At 40.1% G+C, this 17,889-nt stretch carries 20 protein-coding genes; 11 read left to right on the forward strand and 9 right to left on the reverse strand.

The window, feature by feature from the left end; all coding sequences use genetic code 11:
• Positions 1-101 precede the first annotated feature (101 nt).
• Both H8B21_RS08720 and H8B21_RS08725 read left to right on the forward strand, forming a co-directional pair.
• Positions 102-815, forward strand: a complete 714-nt coding sequence (locus H8B21_RS08720) for a DUF4328 domain-containing protein (RefSeq protein WP_190313393.1) — start codon at positions 102-104, stop codon at positions 813-815.
• A 33-nt stretch (positions 816-848) separates the two neighbouring features.
• Positions 849-1,103: a hypothetical protein gene (locus tag H8B21_RS08725; RefSeq protein ID WP_190313394.1), complete on the forward strand. Its 255-nt coding sequence runs from the start codon at positions 849-851 to the stop codon at positions 1,101-1,103.
• A gap of 40 nt (positions 1,104-1,143) precedes the next feature.
• Here H8B21_RS08725 and H8B21_RS08730 read toward each other — a convergent pair whose 3' ends face one another.
• Positions 1,144-2,391, reverse strand: coding sequence for a hypothetical protein (locus H8B21_RS08730; protein ID WP_190313395.1), 1,248 nt, complete (start codon positions 2,389-2,391; stop codon positions 1,144-1,146).
• 438 nt (positions 2,392-2,829) lie between these two features.
• Here H8B21_RS08730 and H8B21_RS08735 point away from each other — a divergent pair, with 438 nt between their 5' ends.
• The 5 genes from H8B21_RS08735 to H8B21_RS08750 all read left to right on the forward strand — a co-directional run bounded on the left by H8B21_RS08735 (position 2,830) and on the right by H8B21_RS08750 (position 6,017).
• Positions 2,830-3,198, forward strand: a complete 369-nt coding sequence (locus H8B21_RS08735; protein WP_190313396.1) for a DUF1304 domain-containing protein — start codon at positions 2,830-2,832, stop codon at positions 3,196-3,198.
• 445 nt (positions 3,199-3,643) lie between these two features.
• The gene (locus H8B21_RS08740; RefSeq protein WP_223814926.1) at positions 3,644-4,246 is read left to right on the forward strand and encodes a nuclear transport factor 2 family protein; all 603 of its coding nucleotides are present in this window, start codon (positions 3,644-3,646) and stop codon (positions 4,244-4,246) included.
• Between the two features lie 219 nt (positions 4,247-4,465).
• The gene (locus H8B21_RS08745) at positions 4,466-4,957 is read left to right on the forward strand and encodes a hypothetical protein (protein WP_223814927.1); all 492 of its coding nucleotides are present in this window, start codon (positions 4,466-4,468) and stop codon (positions 4,955-4,957) included.
• Positions 4,958-4,960: 3 nt separating this feature from the next.
• Positions 4,961-5,089, forward strand: a complete 129-nt coding sequence (locus tag H8B21_RS20735) for a hypothetical protein (RefSeq protein ID WP_262891550.1) — start codon at positions 4,961-4,963, stop codon at positions 5,087-5,089.
• Between the two features lie 325 nt (positions 5,090-5,414).
• Complete coding sequence (locus H8B21_RS08750; protein WP_223814928.1) at positions 5,415-6,017, forward strand: nuclear transport factor 2 family protein; 603 nt, start codon at positions 5,415-5,417, stop codon at positions 6,015-6,017.
• 524 nt (positions 6,018-6,541) lie between these two features.
• On the opposite strand, the gene H8B21_RS08755 is transcribed toward H8B21_RS08750, so the two are convergent.
• The 3 genes from H8B21_RS08755 to H8B21_RS08765 all read right to left on the reverse strand — a co-directional run bounded on the left by H8B21_RS08755 (position 6,542) and on the right by H8B21_RS08765 (position 8,447).
• Positions 6,542-7,354 carry a hypothetical protein gene (locus H8B21_RS08755; protein ID WP_190313398.1) on the reverse strand — a complete coding sequence of 271 codons (813 nt, stop codon included), beginning with the start codon at positions 7,352-7,354 and terminating at the stop codon, positions 6,542-6,544.
• A gap of 183 nt (positions 7,355-7,537) precedes the next feature.
• Positions 7,538-7,903, reverse strand: coding sequence for a nuclear transport factor 2 family protein (locus H8B21_RS08760; protein ID WP_190313399.1), 366 nt, complete (start codon positions 7,901-7,903; stop codon positions 7,538-7,540).
• A 139-nt stretch (positions 7,904-8,042) separates the two neighbouring features.
• On the reverse strand, positions 8,043-8,447 hold the full coding sequence (locus H8B21_RS08765) for a YkvA family protein (protein WP_190313400.1): 405 nt from the start codon (positions 8,445-8,447) through the stop codon (positions 8,043-8,045).
• Positions 8,448-8,784: 337 nt separating this feature from the next.
• Here H8B21_RS08765 and H8B21_RS08770 point away from each other — a divergent pair, with 337 nt between their 5' ends.
• Positions 8,785-10,122, forward strand: coding sequence for a GH1 family beta-glucosidase (locus H8B21_RS08770; protein WP_190313401.1), 1,338 nt, complete (start codon positions 8,785-8,787; stop codon positions 10,120-10,122).
• A gap of 204 nt (positions 10,123-10,326) precedes the next feature.
• Here H8B21_RS08770 and H8B21_RS08775 read toward each other — a convergent pair whose 3' ends face one another.
• Together H8B21_RS08775 and H8B21_RS08780 are read right to left on the reverse strand one after the other, a co-directional pair.
• Positions 10,327-10,947: an autotransporter domain-containing protein gene (locus H8B21_RS08775; protein ID WP_190313402.1), complete on the reverse strand. Its 621-nt coding sequence runs from the start codon at positions 10,945-10,947 to the stop codon at positions 10,327-10,329.
• Positions 10,948-10,969: 22 nt separating this feature from the next.
• Positions 10,970-11,596: an outer membrane beta-barrel protein gene (locus H8B21_RS08780; protein WP_190313403.1), complete on the reverse strand. Its 627-nt coding sequence runs from the start codon at positions 11,594-11,596 to the stop codon at positions 10,970-10,972.
• A 186-nt stretch (positions 11,597-11,782) separates the two neighbouring features.
• Between H8B21_RS08780 and H8B21_RS08785 the strand changes: the two genes are divergently transcribed.
• A complete protein-coding gene (locus tag H8B21_RS08785) occupies positions 11,783-12,358 on the forward strand; it encodes a pentapeptide repeat-containing protein (RefSeq protein ID WP_190313404.1) in 576 nt (191 codons plus the stop codon).
• A 105-nt stretch (positions 12,359-12,463) separates the two neighbouring features.
• Here the strand turns inward: H8B21_RS08785 and H8B21_RS08790 are convergent, their stop codons facing one another.
• Positions 12,464-12,841, reverse strand: a complete 378-nt coding sequence (locus H8B21_RS08790) for a nuclear transport factor 2 family protein (protein WP_190313405.1) — start codon at positions 12,839-12,841, stop codon at positions 12,464-12,466.
• 222 nt (positions 12,842-13,063) lie between these two features.
• Here H8B21_RS08790 and H8B21_RS08795 point away from each other — a divergent pair, with 222 nt between their 5' ends.
• Positions 13,064-14,923: an MGH1-like glycoside hydrolase domain-containing protein gene (locus H8B21_RS08795; RefSeq protein WP_223814929.1), complete on the forward strand. Its 1,860-nt coding sequence runs from the start codon at positions 13,064-13,066 to the stop codon at positions 14,921-14,923.
• Positions 14,924-15,229: 306 nt separating this feature from the next.
• Here the strand turns inward: H8B21_RS08795 and H8B21_RS08800 are convergent, their stop codons facing one another.
• Together H8B21_RS08800 and H8B21_RS08805 are read right to left on the reverse strand one after the other, a co-directional pair.
• Complete coding sequence (locus H8B21_RS08800) at positions 15,230-16,294, reverse strand: NADH:flavin oxidoreductase/NADH oxidase (RefSeq protein ID WP_190313406.1); 1,065 nt, start codon at positions 16,292-16,294, stop codon at positions 15,230-15,232.
• 175 nt (positions 16,295-16,469) lie between these two features.
• The gene (locus H8B21_RS08805; RefSeq protein ID WP_190313407.1) at positions 16,470-16,757 is read right to left on the reverse strand and encodes a GNAT family N-acetyltransferase; all 288 of its coding nucleotides are present in this window, start codon (positions 16,755-16,757) and stop codon (positions 16,470-16,472) included.
• 195 nt (positions 16,758-16,952) lie between these two features.
• Between H8B21_RS08805 and H8B21_RS08810 the strand changes: the two genes are divergently transcribed.
• Positions 16,953-17,819 (forward strand): universal stress protein, encoded by an 867-nt coding sequence (locus tag H8B21_RS08810; protein WP_223814930.1) that lies wholly within the window; start codon positions 16,953-16,955, stop codon positions 17,817-17,819.
• Positions 17,820-17,889: the final 70 nt, after the last annotated feature.

Raw genomic sequence — 17,889 nt, forward strand, 5'->3', positions numbered from 1 at the left:
TCCCGATGTTTAGTTTAGTTAGCAAAGCCTGCAAGTGCAGGCTTTGATTTTTTTGTTATATTCGTATCCAATTACGAATATATTTTCAAGACAATCTAATCATGACCAATACATTAACCGAACCAACGGAAACGCGCGGTATGCTCCGCCCGAATGCAAAGCGAGCCAAAAATGCCATCACATTGTTATGGATTATCCTCATACTCGAGTTCGTTTCCATTTTCCTCGATTATTTGCAATATGCTTTACTGTCTTCTCCTGAAATATCTGAAGAAGCTGCAAACACGAACGATACTCGACAACAAATCTTTGGGGTAACATATTTAATTTGTTTCATCGTATCAGCAGTGATGTTCATTAGGTGGTTTAGGAGAGCTTATTATAATTTAAGTCAAAAAGATGAATATCTTTCGCACTCCAATAAGGATACCGGTATCTGTTGGTTTTTACCTGTTATAAACCTTTACAAACCGTACCAGATCATGAAAGAAATGTATCGAAATACGGGTTATCTATTAGAAGATCATCACCCTGAGACTAAAGAAAAGCTTTCTTTAAATATTATCACATTCTGGTGGATATTATGGATTGTCAATAATGTCCTTGGCCAAGTTTCATTTCGTATGTCGAGAAATATCGACTCTATAGAGGATATATTCAGCGTTACCACACTTGGCATAGTAACTAGTTTGATTGGCATTCCGCTCGCACTTCTGGCAATCGAGATAGTGAGAAGATATGCGAAAGCAGAGGCTGTTCTAGCTGAGATTCCTGACGAGAACAATGAACTCGATAATATCCCTGCACTTTTATAAAAGGTCGTAAAAATCAAAGTAGGAATTTTCAATATGAAACTAAAACTGGTTATATTCATCCTAGCCTTAAGTGTTTGTTTGATCTATACACGCAGTCAAACAATCCAAAAGCACGCATGGCAACCGGAGATTAATTTAAAGAACAATCAATTATTCGAATATAGTGTTGCCCGTAGGAACACTGTAACAGGAAATCTTTCTCCAAATAGGGATACAGAAGAGCATTATTCGGTGCGTTTTAGGGTAGAAGATAAAGAAGGCGAAGGTGAAGGATATAGTTTCTCATAATTCACTAAACATTTCTATCTTTGTGAATTGTGAATTCTAATTACTTTATTAACCTTATATTATCGCTCTGATCTTTGTGATAATTCTTATAAAACCACGGTATGCCAAACCTGCCCTCAAATACCCGTATTTCGACCCGAGCATCGGTCACACTTTCATTAATCTCATCTGAAAAGAACAACCCCATGTCTCTCGTTCCCCAAACAGTATTATCAAATTTGATATAATCAGGATCGTTTCCGGGTATAATAATACGAAGAGAAGATGCCGAATGTGCCGTTCCCTGCTCCCATCCCAAAGTTTTCCCGGTATTAAACATATTCGCAAGCTTTAAAGCAGAAGTACTGTATAGGCTGAATAATATAAACACGCCTAAGCATAATATCCAATCGTATTTCAAGTATATGGGGATATCGTGATACAGTACAAAACCTATAATAAATAGTGTAACGACTAAGCCGAACACGATACCCCATCGGAAAAAGAATAATTCACGCTGGGCGTGCACATTATCAAACATGATGAACGTAAAAGCAGTTACAGACACAAATACTGCACCCACAAGCCTCGTTAACGGCTTCCGAGTGAATAGACTCCTATATTGGATGACAAGCGTAATTTGCAGTGCTACCGCCACACATAAAACAGCGGCAGTGCATACTTCAAAATATACGATATCGATTAGGATATAGACACATGCGAGACCTGCCGTGCCCAATGAAAAACAATATGCTAGAAAGAGCAAATTATACTTATGTTTTTTAAAAAAATCATCAAAGATCTGCTGCGTCTCCTCCATCGCCTCTTTCCGCTGTTGCTCACTGATTCTGAGTTTTTCGTTCTTCCCGTTCGTAGCATACACGATGTTGGATTGGACAATTAACCGTTGCCCGCTTACCCATTTACTAATTTTATAAGAATAATCCCGCTTTTTATCGCCTCTACGAAAGATGACGAGCAGATTCAAATTGAAATCTCCCATGCTCACCAAGTCTGTGCCCCAGCTATAAGATAGTTTTCCGCTCTTCGGATCAAAAATATCGATTCCACCTGGATACAGAACCGCACGCCAACGGAAAACATAACGGGTGTAGTTGAAAAGCTTATATAACGGCACCGTAAGTAAGATGGCTATAAACTTGGAGCCTGTGAATGCCCACATTGGATATCCGAATATGGGCATGAGCAAGAAGAATATCACGGCCAATAAACTAATGAGCAGACAAACCAAAACTACACGATAAACGATAGAGTACTTAAGAGTTTGTTCTGAATGTTTATTTGTCATGAGATAGTTGGCATTGATTATCGATAAATATAAGAAAATTTGAGGGAGCAACCAATTTACCTTTAAACATTGAATACTTTGGCACATACCTGCACATATTACGGCCGTTCGGTTCCAGGAGCAAATAAAGGCACCTCAGAAGTTTGCAGAACGGTTGGAAAACTACAGAGATGTCGATTTTGGTTCTTTTAAAAAGCAATTTTACATAATTTATGCTTTATATATAAAGCAATATCACCAGTTCGCTATTGAGCTGCGTCTTACTTACAAATATATCAGGAAGACGAAGATGAGAAAGAAATAATCTCCCTGATCTGTCCTCAAGATAATACTGTTATTTTATTATATACATTTGTATAGCGTCGAGCGACATGGGATATAGCATCAATGCAGGCAGCTCAGAAAGATTTTGATAACGTTGAAAATTAGTTGATTAAAATGGAAATACTCGCAACCGTGTTCACAGCTATAGTAGCTTTAGAACATATCTACATCATGTGGTTAGAAATGTTTGCCTGGGAAACTACCGGAAAAAAGGTTTTCGGAGGGTCGTTACCGGATCACCTTTTTACGCCTACAAAAAAACTGGCGGCCAACCAAGGCCTATACAACGGTTTCCTTGCGGCCGGGCTTCTCTGGTCGTTTCTGATCCAAGATCCGGCGTGGTCCTTCAATATCAGGGTGTTTTTTCTTAGCTGCGTTATTGTAGCTGCTCTTTATGGTGCAGCCACGGCCTCAAAAAGTATCCTTTTGAAACAGGGAATCCCTGCAATTTTAGCGTTAATCTTTGTACTATTAGCTAGATAGCTTAATGATGTTGACATCTGTAAGGATGAGTAGCGCCTGTATAAAATTAAACGCGAAATGGAAAGGCGGTTCGTTAGCTATTGCCGAACACGCGCAGGCTATCTGGGCTTCTCACGTTGACTTAAAAACTACGATTGGTCGGAGGCGGATGTGCCTATTGTTAGAGAATTATTAACATAGGGCGAAACACTTGTTAATATGTGTTAAATATACACTTACAAGAAACGAAAGGCACGCAATTGTCGTTATATTTGTACTTCATAATTTAGGTTTATAATTGGTTAGTTAGTTAAAAATCCTGAGGCTCCCCGCTTCAGGATTTTTTTTGTTCATTACCGGACACCTGCTGTCCGCCGGCGAACAACTTGAAATCTCCCTAAAAAACACAAACACCTTTAAGACAGCAAATTGAACACTTTGGCAACCGGCTTGCAATGCTTTGGGCATGGACAAACAATTAGATATATGCATAGCGCATTCACCGATTTTTTCACCGCAGTTACCGAGAAATGCCGGAGCTTGGTCTAATCGTTATTCGGTAAATCTGCCCACCACACTACCTTTGAGATATCAAATAAGAAATAGAAAAAATAATATATACATCACATTAAAAACTACAGACATGAAAACGACATTGAAAACTATCGCAGCAGCATTGATCATGGTAACATCCCTAAGCTCCTTTGCTTCGGAAAAAGCCAATCCTTTGAAAGACGTCGAATCGGACATGGTAATAGGCTCCTATATGGATGCTGTTACCGTAGGTAGCATCGACCTGAACAAGTTCCTTTTTGCAGACGATTTCCAGTACAGCAACGTGAACAACAACGACCATGCGGGCAAAAAGGAATACATCAAATACCTGAAGGCCAACAAGGGTAACAAATATGACTGCAAGAGCAGCTACGAGATCCTATCGCAGGATGGAAAGGTCTGCGTGGCCAAAGCAACAATGGCATTTGATAACTTCACCCGCGTAGACTACATTACCTTGAACCAGGGCAAAGATGGATGGAAGGTAAGCAAAGTGGAAACGACTTATCCGTAGAAGAATTTAGATTTTTGTTTCAATAGTGGGACATGTCGTGAGATATCTCCCGATGTTTAGTTTAGTTAGCAAAGCCTGCAAGTGCAGGCTTTGATTTTTTTGTTGTCGCTCAAATATTCCTGAATAATCTTTATATTCGTATCCAATTACGAATATATTTTCAGGACAAAACTAAACATGACCAATACAGAATCCCGTATTAGAATAATGAGATCAAAAATGATATCACAGCACAATTTTAAAATGCCGTTTAAATACATAGCCTATTTATCCATCGCCGCATTATTATTCGGTGGTTGCACTAAGGATGATAACGAAGACACCCCTGAAGACGACTTATCTAACACTACCTGGATAGCGACAATGACCGATGACAATCCAGGCACCAACCCTCCTGCAGCACCTGGCATCAACGTCATATATTACCCGTGGCGAGATTGCCACATGGATGATTCGTTCATCTTTTTAAAAGACCGCTTGACGATCAATGATAACGGAACTCTATGCGAAAACGGTATCGACCTTGTCTTAAATACAAAAAACCAGAACTACTTTTACGATGTGGCGACAAAGAAATTGACGCTCGGAAGCGGAAATGAAATCGTCGTATTAGATGTGTTTGAATTGACCAAAAACAGTTTGAAACTAGGTGTTCCACTTTCTCCATCGACAAATTATAATTATATGCTATTCTTGTTCAAAAGGAAGTAGATTATGCCTTTGTTATCAAACCAAGCTTCCCCTGAAATGGGAGATTACCTCTACCCTTTTCTTTGTAAATGGGCAGGTGGTTCGTTAGCTATTGCCGGAGTACACGCAGACCATCCGGGTTTCTTATGGTGACTTAAAAACTACGATTGGTCGGAGGCGGATATGCCTATTGTTAGAGAATTATTAACATAGGGCGAAACACTTGTTAATATGTGTTAAATATACACTTACAAGAAACGAAAGGCACGCAATTGTCGTTATATTTGTACTTCATAATTTAGGTTTATAATTGGTTAGTTAGTTAAAAATCCTGAAGCTCCCCGCTTCAGGATTTTTTTTGTTCATTACCGAACACTATCTGTCCGCCAGTGAACAACCTGAAATCCCCCTAAAAAACACAAACACCTTTAAAACAACGCATTGAATACTTTGGCAACTGGCTTGCAATCCTTTTGGCATGAACAGACAAGTAGATATATGCATAGCGCATTCACCGATTTTTTCACCGCAGTTACCGAGAAATGCCGGAGCTTGGTCTAATCGTTATTCGGTAAATCTGCCCACCGCATTACCTTTGAGATATCAAATAAGAAATAGAAAAAATAATATATACATCACATTAAAAACTACAGACATGAAAACGACATTGAAAACTATCGCAGCAGCATTGATCATGGTAACATCCCTAAGCTCCTTTGCTTCGGAAAAAGCCAATCCTTTAAAAAACGTGGAATCGGACATGGTAATAGGCTCCTATATGGATGCTGTTACAGTGGGTAGCATCGACCTGAACAAGTTCCTTTTTGCAGATGATTTTGAATACCGCAACGTGAACAACAACGACCGCGCGGGCAAAAAGGAATACATCAAATACCTGAAGGTCAACAGGGGTAACAAATATGACTGCAAGAGCAGCTACGAGATCCTATCGCAGGATGGAAAGGTCTGCGTGGCCAAAGCAACAATGGCATTTGATAACTTCACCCGCGTAGACTACATTACCTTGAATCAGGGAAAGGATGGCTGGAAAGTAAGCAAAGTGGAAACGACTTATCCATAAAAGAATTTTAGATTTTTGTTTCAATAGGGGGACATGTCGTGAGATATCTCCCGATGTTTAGTTTAGTTAGCAAAGCCTGCGGATGCAGGCTTTGGTTTTTTGTTCTCAGTCAAATCTTCCTTAATAATTTTTATATTCGTATCCAATTACAAAATCCCGAATGAGAATAGTGAGATCAAAAATGAGCTACCATTGAAATGGGAGTTCCCAGGTGGCATAGAAGCGGATTTGCCGATAGTAAAGGAAATATTGTATAAATGACGAAATCTTTGTTAATATGTGTTAAATATACACTTACAAGAAACGAAATACAGGCAATTGTCGTTATATTTGTACTTCATAATTTAGGTTTATAATTGGTTAGTTAGTTAAAAATCCTGAAGCTCCCCGCTTCAGGATTTTTTTACGTAGACGGTAATCGTAATAATAAAAAACACTTTCGCAGTGCAACGATAGCCTATTCTTCTTAACTTTAGCGCATATACTTTAAAAACCTATAATATATTAGATGGTTCTCTCTGAGTTTACTTGTGATTATATTTCTCAATCAATTTATAAAGCAGGAAGGAATTATTCGTTCCACCTTTAACGACCCGACCGCTGATGTCATAATCGACGCGATCATCCCCTATTTGGCTGACGCGTCCATGGATATCATAGTGTACTCTTTTATCCCCAATCTGACTCACCCGGTCGTGAATATCGTAACTGACGCGATCATCCCCTATTTGGCTAACGCGTCCATGGATATTATAGCTTATTCTTTCGTCCCCAATCTGACTCACCCGGTCGTGGATATCGTAACTGACGCGATCATCCCCTATTTGGCTAACGCGTCCATGGATATTATAGCTTATTCTTTTGTCCCCAACCTGACTCACCCGGTCGTGGATATCGTAACTGACGCGATCATCCCCTATTTGGCTAACGCGTCCATGGATATTATAGCTTATTCTTTCGTCCCCAATCTGACTCACCCGGTCGTGGATATCGTAAGAAACCCGTAGACCTCCGATCTCACGCACCCGCCCACGACTGTCATAATCAATTGACCTGTCATTTACTGTGTTGACCCCGTTGTTCAAGAAAGGAAGATTCCTGTCTTGAATATTTCCCTTGGAATCTATCAACATTTTCAATTTATCTTTCTGGATGATCAGTAATTGATCTTTGTTCTGGTTGTCAGACCCAAGTTTGATGATTTGAGCAGATACATTGCCAATAAAAGCCAACATTGCACATAAAAAGAGGAACGATTTCCTACGGAAAATAATTAAAGAACCAATAACTAACGGTATGACCGATAAACCTAAAAATGGTTTAATAAGAATTTCCACAGTCGTACATCGAAAAAAAAGTGTGAGTTTGCAAGAATAAAGTGTGGAGCTCGTAACATAAAACACAGTACTAAAACCTTGATCTGCCAACGCTCCAAGCAAGCGAAACTTCCACTGAAATAGGAATTTTCGAGAGGTAGAGAATTTTCGCTCCACTTCTATCCTTTCCGTTGTAAAGTTCGCCTACGATTTTCTGTTATCGATAACATAAGATTCGATTTTAGATATCTTATTATCCCTGAAATGGTAAACATCACAAAAATGCCCTTTATATTCAGTACCATCTTGCAGTTTGCCTGTGCTCTGACCTTGCACAGATGCCTTGTCACCTTCGATTACTATAGTGCCGAATTCAAAGCTCGTATGTTCAGGCATATTGCTACCGCCCATGTCAAACACTTCTTTTTTACCATTGATTATCGTATGTCCGGAAGACGAAGTATACATTTCCCAAACTACGTTTTCCGCTAAATAGTCCATGAAGCCCTCCATATTTCCCTCAACAAAAAGCCGGTTGATTTTCTCTACCAATTGTCTTATATTTTCCATAATTGGAAAACAACAGCTTAAGCAAATTGTTCTAACGACTATTATTTGACTTTAAATAAAAGTGAATCAAGAATTTATTGCATATGGGGCTAAGCACTTAATGGGCGCCTGATCTGCGATGAGTTTGCTACCGTAATATCTAGCGAACACGGTTGATAGAACGATCTATTCCTGTTTCCGTGCTTGCGATCCATTTTTGATACTTGATTACTTCGGACTTCAGCCTGCTGAGCGCGTAGCCAATAATAGCGACATCATCCACCCATCCTAAAACCGGTACGACATCAGGAATGGCATCAAGTGGAGCAATAACATACACAACAGTCGCTACGATAATTCCAAGATTTAGCTTACCTATTTTGTAACGGCCTTTAATCGAATCGTTAGCCATCGCTAAAATAAGTTTAAATTCCGCTTTTCTATCGGAAAGATGTTCCGCTAAATTATCGGCATCGGCTATATCTTTATTAGTAAGACTATATGTTTTGAAAACCTTGAAAAGCGCCAACGCTTTTCCCAAATACTTCAGTTTTTGTAGTACCATTGAACGAATAAATTTATTAACACGAATCCCATAAGACCAAATTTCGATCCATTTTTATATTCCTGCCATCTTTACATGCTTATAACTATCTAAGGATATTTGCAAAAATTTAATATAACATTAACTTCCAAATCATAACATTATAGTAGCTTTATACATACTAAGTTAGTTTTTAACGCAAAACGATCATATTATGAGAACTATCTTCAACTTCTTTCAACGTTTTATCTTCCAACTGCTGATCCCTCAGTTTAGATCCTTCTATTCTCCCCTCAGATCCCATCAAGATTAGGCATATAAAAAGAGAGATAGCATGTATTTAAAACAGAATCGGTAGATGGCGCCATTAAAAAAGGAAGCCTTTGATGATGATTTTATCTGGGGCATTTCTACAGCTGCTTATCAAATTGAAGGAGCACACAACAAAGACGGCAAAGGCCCCTCTATCTGGGATGTTTTTGTACAGAAGAAAAAAAGCCTATTACACGGTCAACATGGCAATATAGCATGTGACTTTTACCACCGATATACAGACGATCTGATTTTGATGCGAAAACTGAACATATATAACCATCGGTTTTCCATTGCCTGGAGCCGGATCCTTCCTGAAGGAAACGGCCGGATCAACCAACAAGGGATCGATTTCTATAATAAACTGATCGATCGATCGCTGGAACTGGGAATAAGACCGTGGGTCACGCTGTATCACTGGGATCTACCTCACGCGTTGGACAGAAATGGTGGCTGGACGAATAGGGATGTAAAGGAATGGTTCGGAAACTACGTAGCAATCTGCGTAAAACATTTCGGTGACCGGGTAAAAGACTGGATCGTTCTGAACGAGCCTACCGTCTTTTGTGCGGCTGGTTATTTTTTCGGGATTCATGCTCCTGGCAAAAACGGTCTTGACACGTTCCTTGCTGCTACCCATCACACGGCACTTGCCCAAGCACATGGAGCAAGGGTAATCAAATCATTGCAAACAGACAGCAACGTAGGCACAACATTTTCATGTTCACATGTGCAGCCTTTCTCCGCCAGCGAAAAAGACGCCCTTGCTGCTGAAAGAGCAGATCTGCTGCTCAACAGGCTGTTTATAGAGCCATTACTTGGTCTAGGCTACCCTACAGGTAGCATTAAAGTACTAAATAGGATTGAAAAATATATGCAACAGAACGATGAACAGGATTTGAAATTTAATATGGATTTTATAGGTCTACAGAACTATACCAGGGAAATCATCAAGCATTCTTACTTTGTACCTTATATACAGGCGAAAATCGTCAACGCTAAAAACCGTGCAGTAGAAACAACAGCAATGAACTGGGAAGTGTATCCCGAATCGGTTTACCATACCTTAAAAAAATTTAGTGCATATCACAACATTCCTCCACTGATCATAACCGAAAATGGCGCAGCTTTTCCTGATAATGTGGTGAACGGCAAAATAGACGACCCGAAGAGAAAACAATACCTACAGGACGCGATTCAGCAAGTATTACGCGCCAAACAAGAGGGTGTGAATGTTAAGGGTTATTTCGTATGGACATTTCTAGACAACTTTGAGTGGGCAGAAGGATACGTCCCGCGCTTTGGACTTGTATATGTCGACTTTTCTACACAACAACGGATCGTAAAAGCGTCTGGACATTGGTATGCTGAGTTTCTGAAATAAAATCCCCGTGCCGACACCGGGGTCGAACTCTGGACGATGCTCGGAAACAGTCTCTCTACAGGAATCTGTAAGGCTCGATACCGTGATGAAAAGGAAATGGACCGCGAGAATCAAAAAATTAGCAAAGCCTGCATATGCAGGCTTTGATTTTTATTCCCCTCTACTTTTTGTTAACAAGAGTCAAATGTAGAAGGGTTTTACGACTTAAAAACGGAAACTTAAAGAGAAGGATCCAGAATTGAAGAAGTTTTGAAAATCATTCAAGCTTAAAGAGAAACTGTTCGTTGTTGAGTTCTCGCCCGATTTTAAGGAACTGAATCCAACAACATTCGAAAAAGTATAATTTATAGCGACATTTCTTGTGATAAAGAAGTTCATCCCGATACCACCTCTAATAGCGTATTGTTTGGTATTAGGTAAATCAAAAATATCATCGTTATAGCTCATATCCATAAAATGACCCTCCAGCGACGTGAAAGTCTTAAAGCGTGTGCCAAGATCCAAAAAATAATAACGGCCAAAAACTCCTGCAGAATAATGGTTATAATCGATTGTTCCTTCGGTAGCGTCAATGCTCTCTTCAAACTTCCCATTGCCGATACCAAAAGACAAACCCAGAGCTAGCTTATCTGTTAGAAAATAACTTGCTTGTGGTTGGAACCCAAAAGCGGAGCGCTTGTCATAATTTTCCATCCCTCCCTCTTGTACCGAGGCACTCAATGTACCTTCTACCAAAAAATTACCTTTCTTGAAATTAAACTCCTGCGCTTTCACTATAGCGACAAAGCTCATCAAAGCCACCAATATAATTGTAAATTTCTTCATGTGTCTATAAAATATGAGATAATTAGAACTTGAAAGTCAAGGAAAACTGACCGGATTCAAAAAAATTACGAAATGAATTCACATTCACGTTAAACCTGCTGACGTTATCAGCATCAGGCATATCTGGTTTGTCTATAGAATAGGAAATCAGATTTGCGAACGAATAACCGATAGCTATCTTAGGTGTAATAAAAAAGTTTGCACCGATACCTGCACTGGCGGCATAGCTATCTAACCTATCATAATCATAATTAGTATAATTATCGTAATTGGTAAAGCCATAAGATGCAGCTCCCTCCGCATAAGTTTTAAAACGTTTCCCTAATTCTAAGAAATAATAACGACCAAATGCCCCGAACCGGTATGATTGCGTTTTGCTATCACCCGACATTTCGCCCGACATTATATTTTTATCTAGCCGATATCCTAAGTCAAGTCCCACTGCAAATTTTTCGGTTAAAAGGTATCCGACTTTAGGATTTAAGGTTAAGCTAGTACTTTTCCACTGCGAATCTCCTTTTCTCTTCGTGGAGTACAATCCAGCGTTTCCTTCCAGAAGTATATCCCCCTTCTGAAAGTTAAATTCCTGTGCATGCGACATTGCCGCCAAACAAGTCGCTGCGAACAGCATAAGTAAAATTTTTCTCATTGATTTATGAAATGTATAGATAAATAATGTCGCCAAAAATAGAATTATATTTCTAAAATAAAAAACCATCACGGTAACATATTCCGTTTCATTAATTCCCGTGTGTTCTTCCACATTCGTTAAATAAAAAATCTCTATCTATATTTGGTCAGCAAGATTTTTTGAAAACATACTTTGGAACAGTAAATGCAAGATATATATACGAACGACAAAAGCTTTGAGCGAAAGGATTTTACCTATGCCTCGTTAAACAAAGGCGAATATGAAAATTGCATTTTCAACAGTTGTAATTTTGCGGAAAGCACACTAAGTGGAATTAGGTTTATAGATTGTACATTTGAAAACTGTAACTTGAGTTTGGTGACACTGGAAGCAACGTCGTTCCAGCATACAAAATTCGTAGGTTGCAAAATGTTGGGGTTAAAATTTGGCACCTGTAACCATTTTGGCCTCTCATTCTCGTTTGACAACTGCCTGTTGGATCATTCTTCTTTTTTCAAAACGAAAATCAGAAAAATCGTTTTCCGTAATTCCCAATTACGGGAAACTGATTTCGCAGAATGCGATTTGACAGATTCTGTGTTTGACAATTGCGATCTGGCAAATACTTCGTTCGATAGAACAGTACTAGAAAAGGCTGACTTCAGGACAGCATACAATTATTCAATAGATCCGGAAGCAAACCGTATCAAGAAAGCTAAATTTTCGCTTGGAGGACTCTCCGGGCTGCTATCGAAGTATAATATCATAATCGAAAGATAAATTCACCTACTTTGCCCAGCCATCAAGATGACTTCCAAACAAATGATACCTGACCGTTTACTTCTATTGCAGAAGATTGGTGCAATGGTGGATTTGTGCTAACGACTATATTTCGACCACATAAGAAGCCATGGTCTTAATGGTTGTGCTCGTCGTATTTTTAAATTCATAAAAATCTGCAAAAGCATACTGTTTGCCGTCCTTCATTTTCATCATACCGTTCACGGCACCTTCCTTACCGTGTGTTACGACTTTCTCTATGGTTATTTCGACAACCTCTTTCCCTTTCATCTCGTTAATCGCTTTGGAGAAGCTGTCTTTTCCTTCAATAGCTCGTTCGCCCATTACCTCCCAAACGATATCATCTGCCACTTGGGCAATAATAAATTTAGCATCTCCTTTTCCGAAAGCTATATTAAAATCTCGGAGAAACGTGCGTTTCGGAGAATGTCCACAGTCTGTTTTTACATTTATTTTAAGCATATAGTTTACATATTCTAAGATAGATCACAAGTTAACGATTTCTGCCGCTGTTTAACTTGTCATAGGTCAAGAAATTTGTTTCAATATGGAACATGCAGTGAGATGCCTATGTCGAATTCATGTAAAGTCTGCTGTAGTTATTCTTAACGGATGATATTTGCGTATTTTACCAAGAATTGAGATATTAGCGATATCCTGTTGTTAGGAAATACGTAAGACACCATGAATAAAACCTTTAAAGCATTAATACGGATAAGAAACTATTTCGTATATCTGATCTTTGCATTATTCCTATCAGCCTGTTCCACAGCCAGACAATCAACATATGCAGACCTAAAAAACAGTAAAAATTTGGCAATCAGCATACTGGACAAGCAAATCGACGAGTTTAACAGTTATGTTGGCCGACCTGCTTCTGATGGACATATCGACAAGCAAAATAACAGGGCGTTTCTCCGTGATAATATTCCACTGTTTTTGTGTTCGGATAACAACGTCACAAAAGTCTATAATTACCGCTGGTGGATGATTTCCAAACACCTCAAGGCGTATGTTGACCCTTATGATGAACAAACATATTGGGTATTTACAGAGTTTTTCGGCGATAAACCTTGGGCCACGCTCAGCGGTGCTATCCCCTGCCCCGCTGGACATCAGTTTTACGATGTGCGCTGGCTTCGGAATCCGGAATTTTTAAAATCTTACGCAGATTACTATATGCGGGGATCAGCCTCCCGCCTAAACCAGCGGGAAAACGCGAACTTCCTGACCTATACGTCGCGTCCAGAAAGTCACCATTACTCCAGTTGGATGGTCAATGGTATAGAGGCTTTTCTTAAAGTGCATCCCGACAATGACTGGCTGTATGGCATCCTGCCCCACTTGGCTGCTCATCAACAGGTCTGGGATACGCTGTTTACGGTAACTGACCCACATGCAAAAACGGCAGGTATGTACAAATTTCTAGATCTCTACGATGGTATGGAATTCAGTCTATCTACGGTACTTGGACTTATAGAGAGTGATGGCGCTTATAGCCTCTATACCGATGCCAATTGGCGTAACTATTATTTAGGTTGGGGAACAACCAAAAATGCCGCTCAGTCTCCGCATGCCAAACAGTATCCCGAGGCTTATCGCAGTGGCTATCCAGATTTTTATATGGTAAGGCCTACCTTAAACGCTTATGCTTATGCCAATCTACGTTCGCTATCTAACCTATACACCTTAACGCATCATAATTTTGCTGATCGGGAAGCCAAAAAAATGGCAATGGAATATAAAATAAAGGCGGAGGATATTCAACAAAAAGTGCTCGACGTGCTGTGGAATGAAGAGGATCAGTTTTTCTATAGTTATACCGCTGGAGACAATAAATTTGGTGCACGCGACTTCGAAGCACGCGTTCGCGAATCAGTGGGTTATACGCCTTGGTATTTCAATATGATCCCATTTTCGGATAATGGAAAATACGAAGGAGCTTGGCAGATATTCGCTTCTGAAAAAGGTTTTCACAATACCGGAGGTATGACTACCGCCGAACAGCAACACCCTTATTATAACGAACAGGCCTATGCCTGGAATGGACGTGGTTGGCCGTTTCAAAATTCGGTCGTGTATAAGGCGTATGCCAACTATCTGAGAAATTACAAAAAGCAGGTTACAGAGATTGATAGGCAATTGCTTTACGACTACGTGCAGAAATTAGTAGCTACGCATGGCGAAAAACCAAATATCGGGGAATGGTACATTCCAAGTGAACGGGGAACATTCGGTGGTGAGAAAGATTACTTCCACTCGACGTTTCCGGATATCATCATAGCGGATCTATTGGGGTTTAACCCCTTGCATCAAGACCAGTTTATTATACAGCCGCTACTGCCTGAAAATACTTGGTCTTATTTTTACTTAGGCAACATTGCCTACCACGGCAGAACAATCGACATCATCTGGAAAAAAGATTGGGATCTGCAAAAAGAAGGAGATCAAAGTGCATTGTGCATCTGGGTAGACGGTCTTTTGGTTAAAACCAGCAACCGCTTAGACGATAAAGTGGTTGTGAAGATTCCCCAGCGTCCCTGACAAAAAATGCCACCATCTGTATTTTTGTCTTGATGACAAGAAATATTGACAGTTGGAGAGGCTGTATCACAAAAGAATATGTCAAGGAAATGGTTAATTTGTTAAAATGTTGTTAAACCAAGCTGTCATAAATATTAGAGGCACGGAGGTTGATTATGTAATATTACTTTTCATAATTTAGGTTTATAATTGGTTAGTTAGTTAAAAGATCCTGAAGCTCCCCGCTTCAGGATTTTTTTATGATTTGCTCTTTCTTCCTATTCCTGCATAGCCGTCTGATACATCGACTTCGTATACCGTTTATTGCTACCACTTAGCTCGTTCATATTGCACTGGCCAGCTTATATCTACCTTTAATTCGTGTGCTGCCCGTAACGGGAAATGTGGATCTCGTAAAAACTCCCTGGCGAGCATAACTAAATCTGCCTCTCCATTGACCAAAATAGATTCTGCCTGTATAGCGTTTGTGATCAGTCCCGCCGTAGAAGTCAATGCGCCGGTTTCTCTTTTTATTTTTGCGGCAAAAGGCGTTTGATATGCAGGCCCTACAGCAATTTTTTGATGGTTCACGACACCGCCACTCGTCACGTCCATGACATCGACATTTTTTTCCTTTAAGATCCTTGCCAATGACGAAGCATCTTCCGGCGTCCATCCACCCTCTGCCCAATCCGTTGCTGGAATACGCACGAAAAGTGGAGTTTTCCGAGGTAAAACAGATTGAACACTTTCCACCACTTCGAGCAACAGTCGGATTCGGTTTTCAAAGCTACCTCCATAGGAATCGGTACGCCGATTCGCTAACGGAGATAAGAACTGGTGGAGTAAATAACCGTGGGAAGCATGTATCTCAATTACTTCAAATCCTGCTCTTAGAGCTCTTTCGGTAGCTTTCTTAAAATCAGAAATAACCTTTTGAATCCCTTCCAAATCCAATGCTAGGGGCTTTGGATAATTCTCGGAATAAGGAACGGCAGACGGAGCAACAGTCTGCCAGCCGCCGGCTTCTGGTTTTACTTCATCCCGACCTTCCCAAGGAATCATCGTACTAGCCTTCCGGCCGGCATGTGCTAACTGGATTCCAGGGATGGCGCCCTGCTGCTTGATAAAAGTATTTATCTGCGTCAGTTTATCTATATGGTCGTCTTTCCACAACCCTAGATCCGCAGACGAAATCCTACCTTCAGCGGAGATACCAGTGGCTTCTACAAGAACAAGGGCTGCCCCTCCTACTGCAAAACTTCCTAGATGAACAAAATGCCAGTCATTGGCGAAGCCATCAACAGCGGAATATTGACACATCGGCGACACAATGATCCTATTTTTGAATGTTACACCTTTGATGGTTATCGGACTAAATAATATGGACATGGTATGATTATTTAAATTAAAGGAGGCCAATTTTGGCAATACTCCGTTAAAGGTATAAAAATTATCCCTGAACATGGTTGCCCGTATGTCAAAAGCACATACTGATGAGACTTCTCGTCTCCGGATTTATTTATTCTGGTTTCGTAGATGTAAATTCCAGACTGGGTTTAGTATACTATCGAAAAATTACATCATCTAGACTGTCGTCACGCTCCATAAGTTTCTTCGCATAGGGACATAGCGGTAAGATTTTTACCCCTTTTTCTCGAGCGTAGTCTATTCCTTTCATGACCAACTGCTTACCATAGCCTTTACCGTTAAATGCCTCATATATCTCCGTATGGTCAATAATGAATTTATTCTCACCAGCCCATACGTAGGTCATCTCTCCTGCAGGAATGTCATCCTCCAAAATGACAAACTTTCCTCTACGTTGATCTTCTTCTTGTTTAAATGTTATCATGTTAAGTCTCCATTTAAATTTTGTTTTTTATACAAATATACGTGGTTCTATTTGGCTATATGCTGTTTACACAAATTTAACGTTTTATATACCGTAGAGTAAGAAACGGAAAGTAACTTTATTCAGTGAAAATCTGCTAAATAAAAACATCAAGAGCCGATATAGTTGACGAAGGGAAGGAAGTGATGAAAGAAAATGGACAATAAAATATTAACAGCTATGGATACAATTATTATCACTACAGATTTTTCCGAGGCAGCGATGACTGCTACACGGTATGCGGCAGGGCTAGCCAAATCAATTGGGATTTCACGGATTTTACTCTACCATTCATATGACAATGCTCCCACAGCCACGGATATTCCTGTGGCTGAAACGGATACAATACTTGCGCATGAGGGTAGCATGCTAGCACTTGAGATTGTGGAACGGGAAATTAGGCTGATATTAGGAAGCGAGTCTGGGATAGCGGTAGAATTGTTCGCCAACGGGCTACCATTGGAGCTTGGGGTGGAACAGCTTGCTGAGCAATGGCATGCTGGATTGGTCGTGGTAGGCACAACGGGCAAAAGCGGTTTGGAAAGGTTTATAGTAGGGAGCAATACAGTGAGCCTTGCATCATCCTGTCCGGCGCCATTGATGATCGTTCCGAAAGATGCTGAGTTTGAAGGTGTAAAAAAGATCGTGTTTGCCTGTGACCTTAAACAGGTGACGAGAACCACACCGGTATCTGAGATCGGTTGGTGGCTTGAAAATCTGGGTGCCAAGCTATTGGTGCTTAATGTGGCATTGGAAGGAAAACGCTTCAATCCAGATACAATCCCGGAACAATATAAAATGCACAAGCTGTTGGATGATTTTAAGCCCGAGTACCATTATGAGGAAGGCGAAGACGTAGTTGAAGAGATTGCAGATTTTGCTGAAGATAAGGATGCGGATCTAGTGATTACCGTTCCGAAAAGCTATGGTTTTTTCGAGGGGTTGTTCCATCGAAGCGTTAGTAAGCGGCTTACGGAGAAGGTAGAGGTTCCGTTACTACTACTTAGAGAAAAGAGTCTGTAGGATTTTTTGACATAGCTTATCGAAACATTTTATCCTCGCCAACTGTTAGTTTAAAAACAAAAGGATCAAT

Source organism: Sphingobacterium chuzhouense (assembly GCF_014692525.1).
GTDB lineage: Bacteria > Bacteroidota > Bacteroidia > Sphingobacteriales > Sphingobacteriaceae > Sphingobacterium > Sphingobacterium chuzhouense.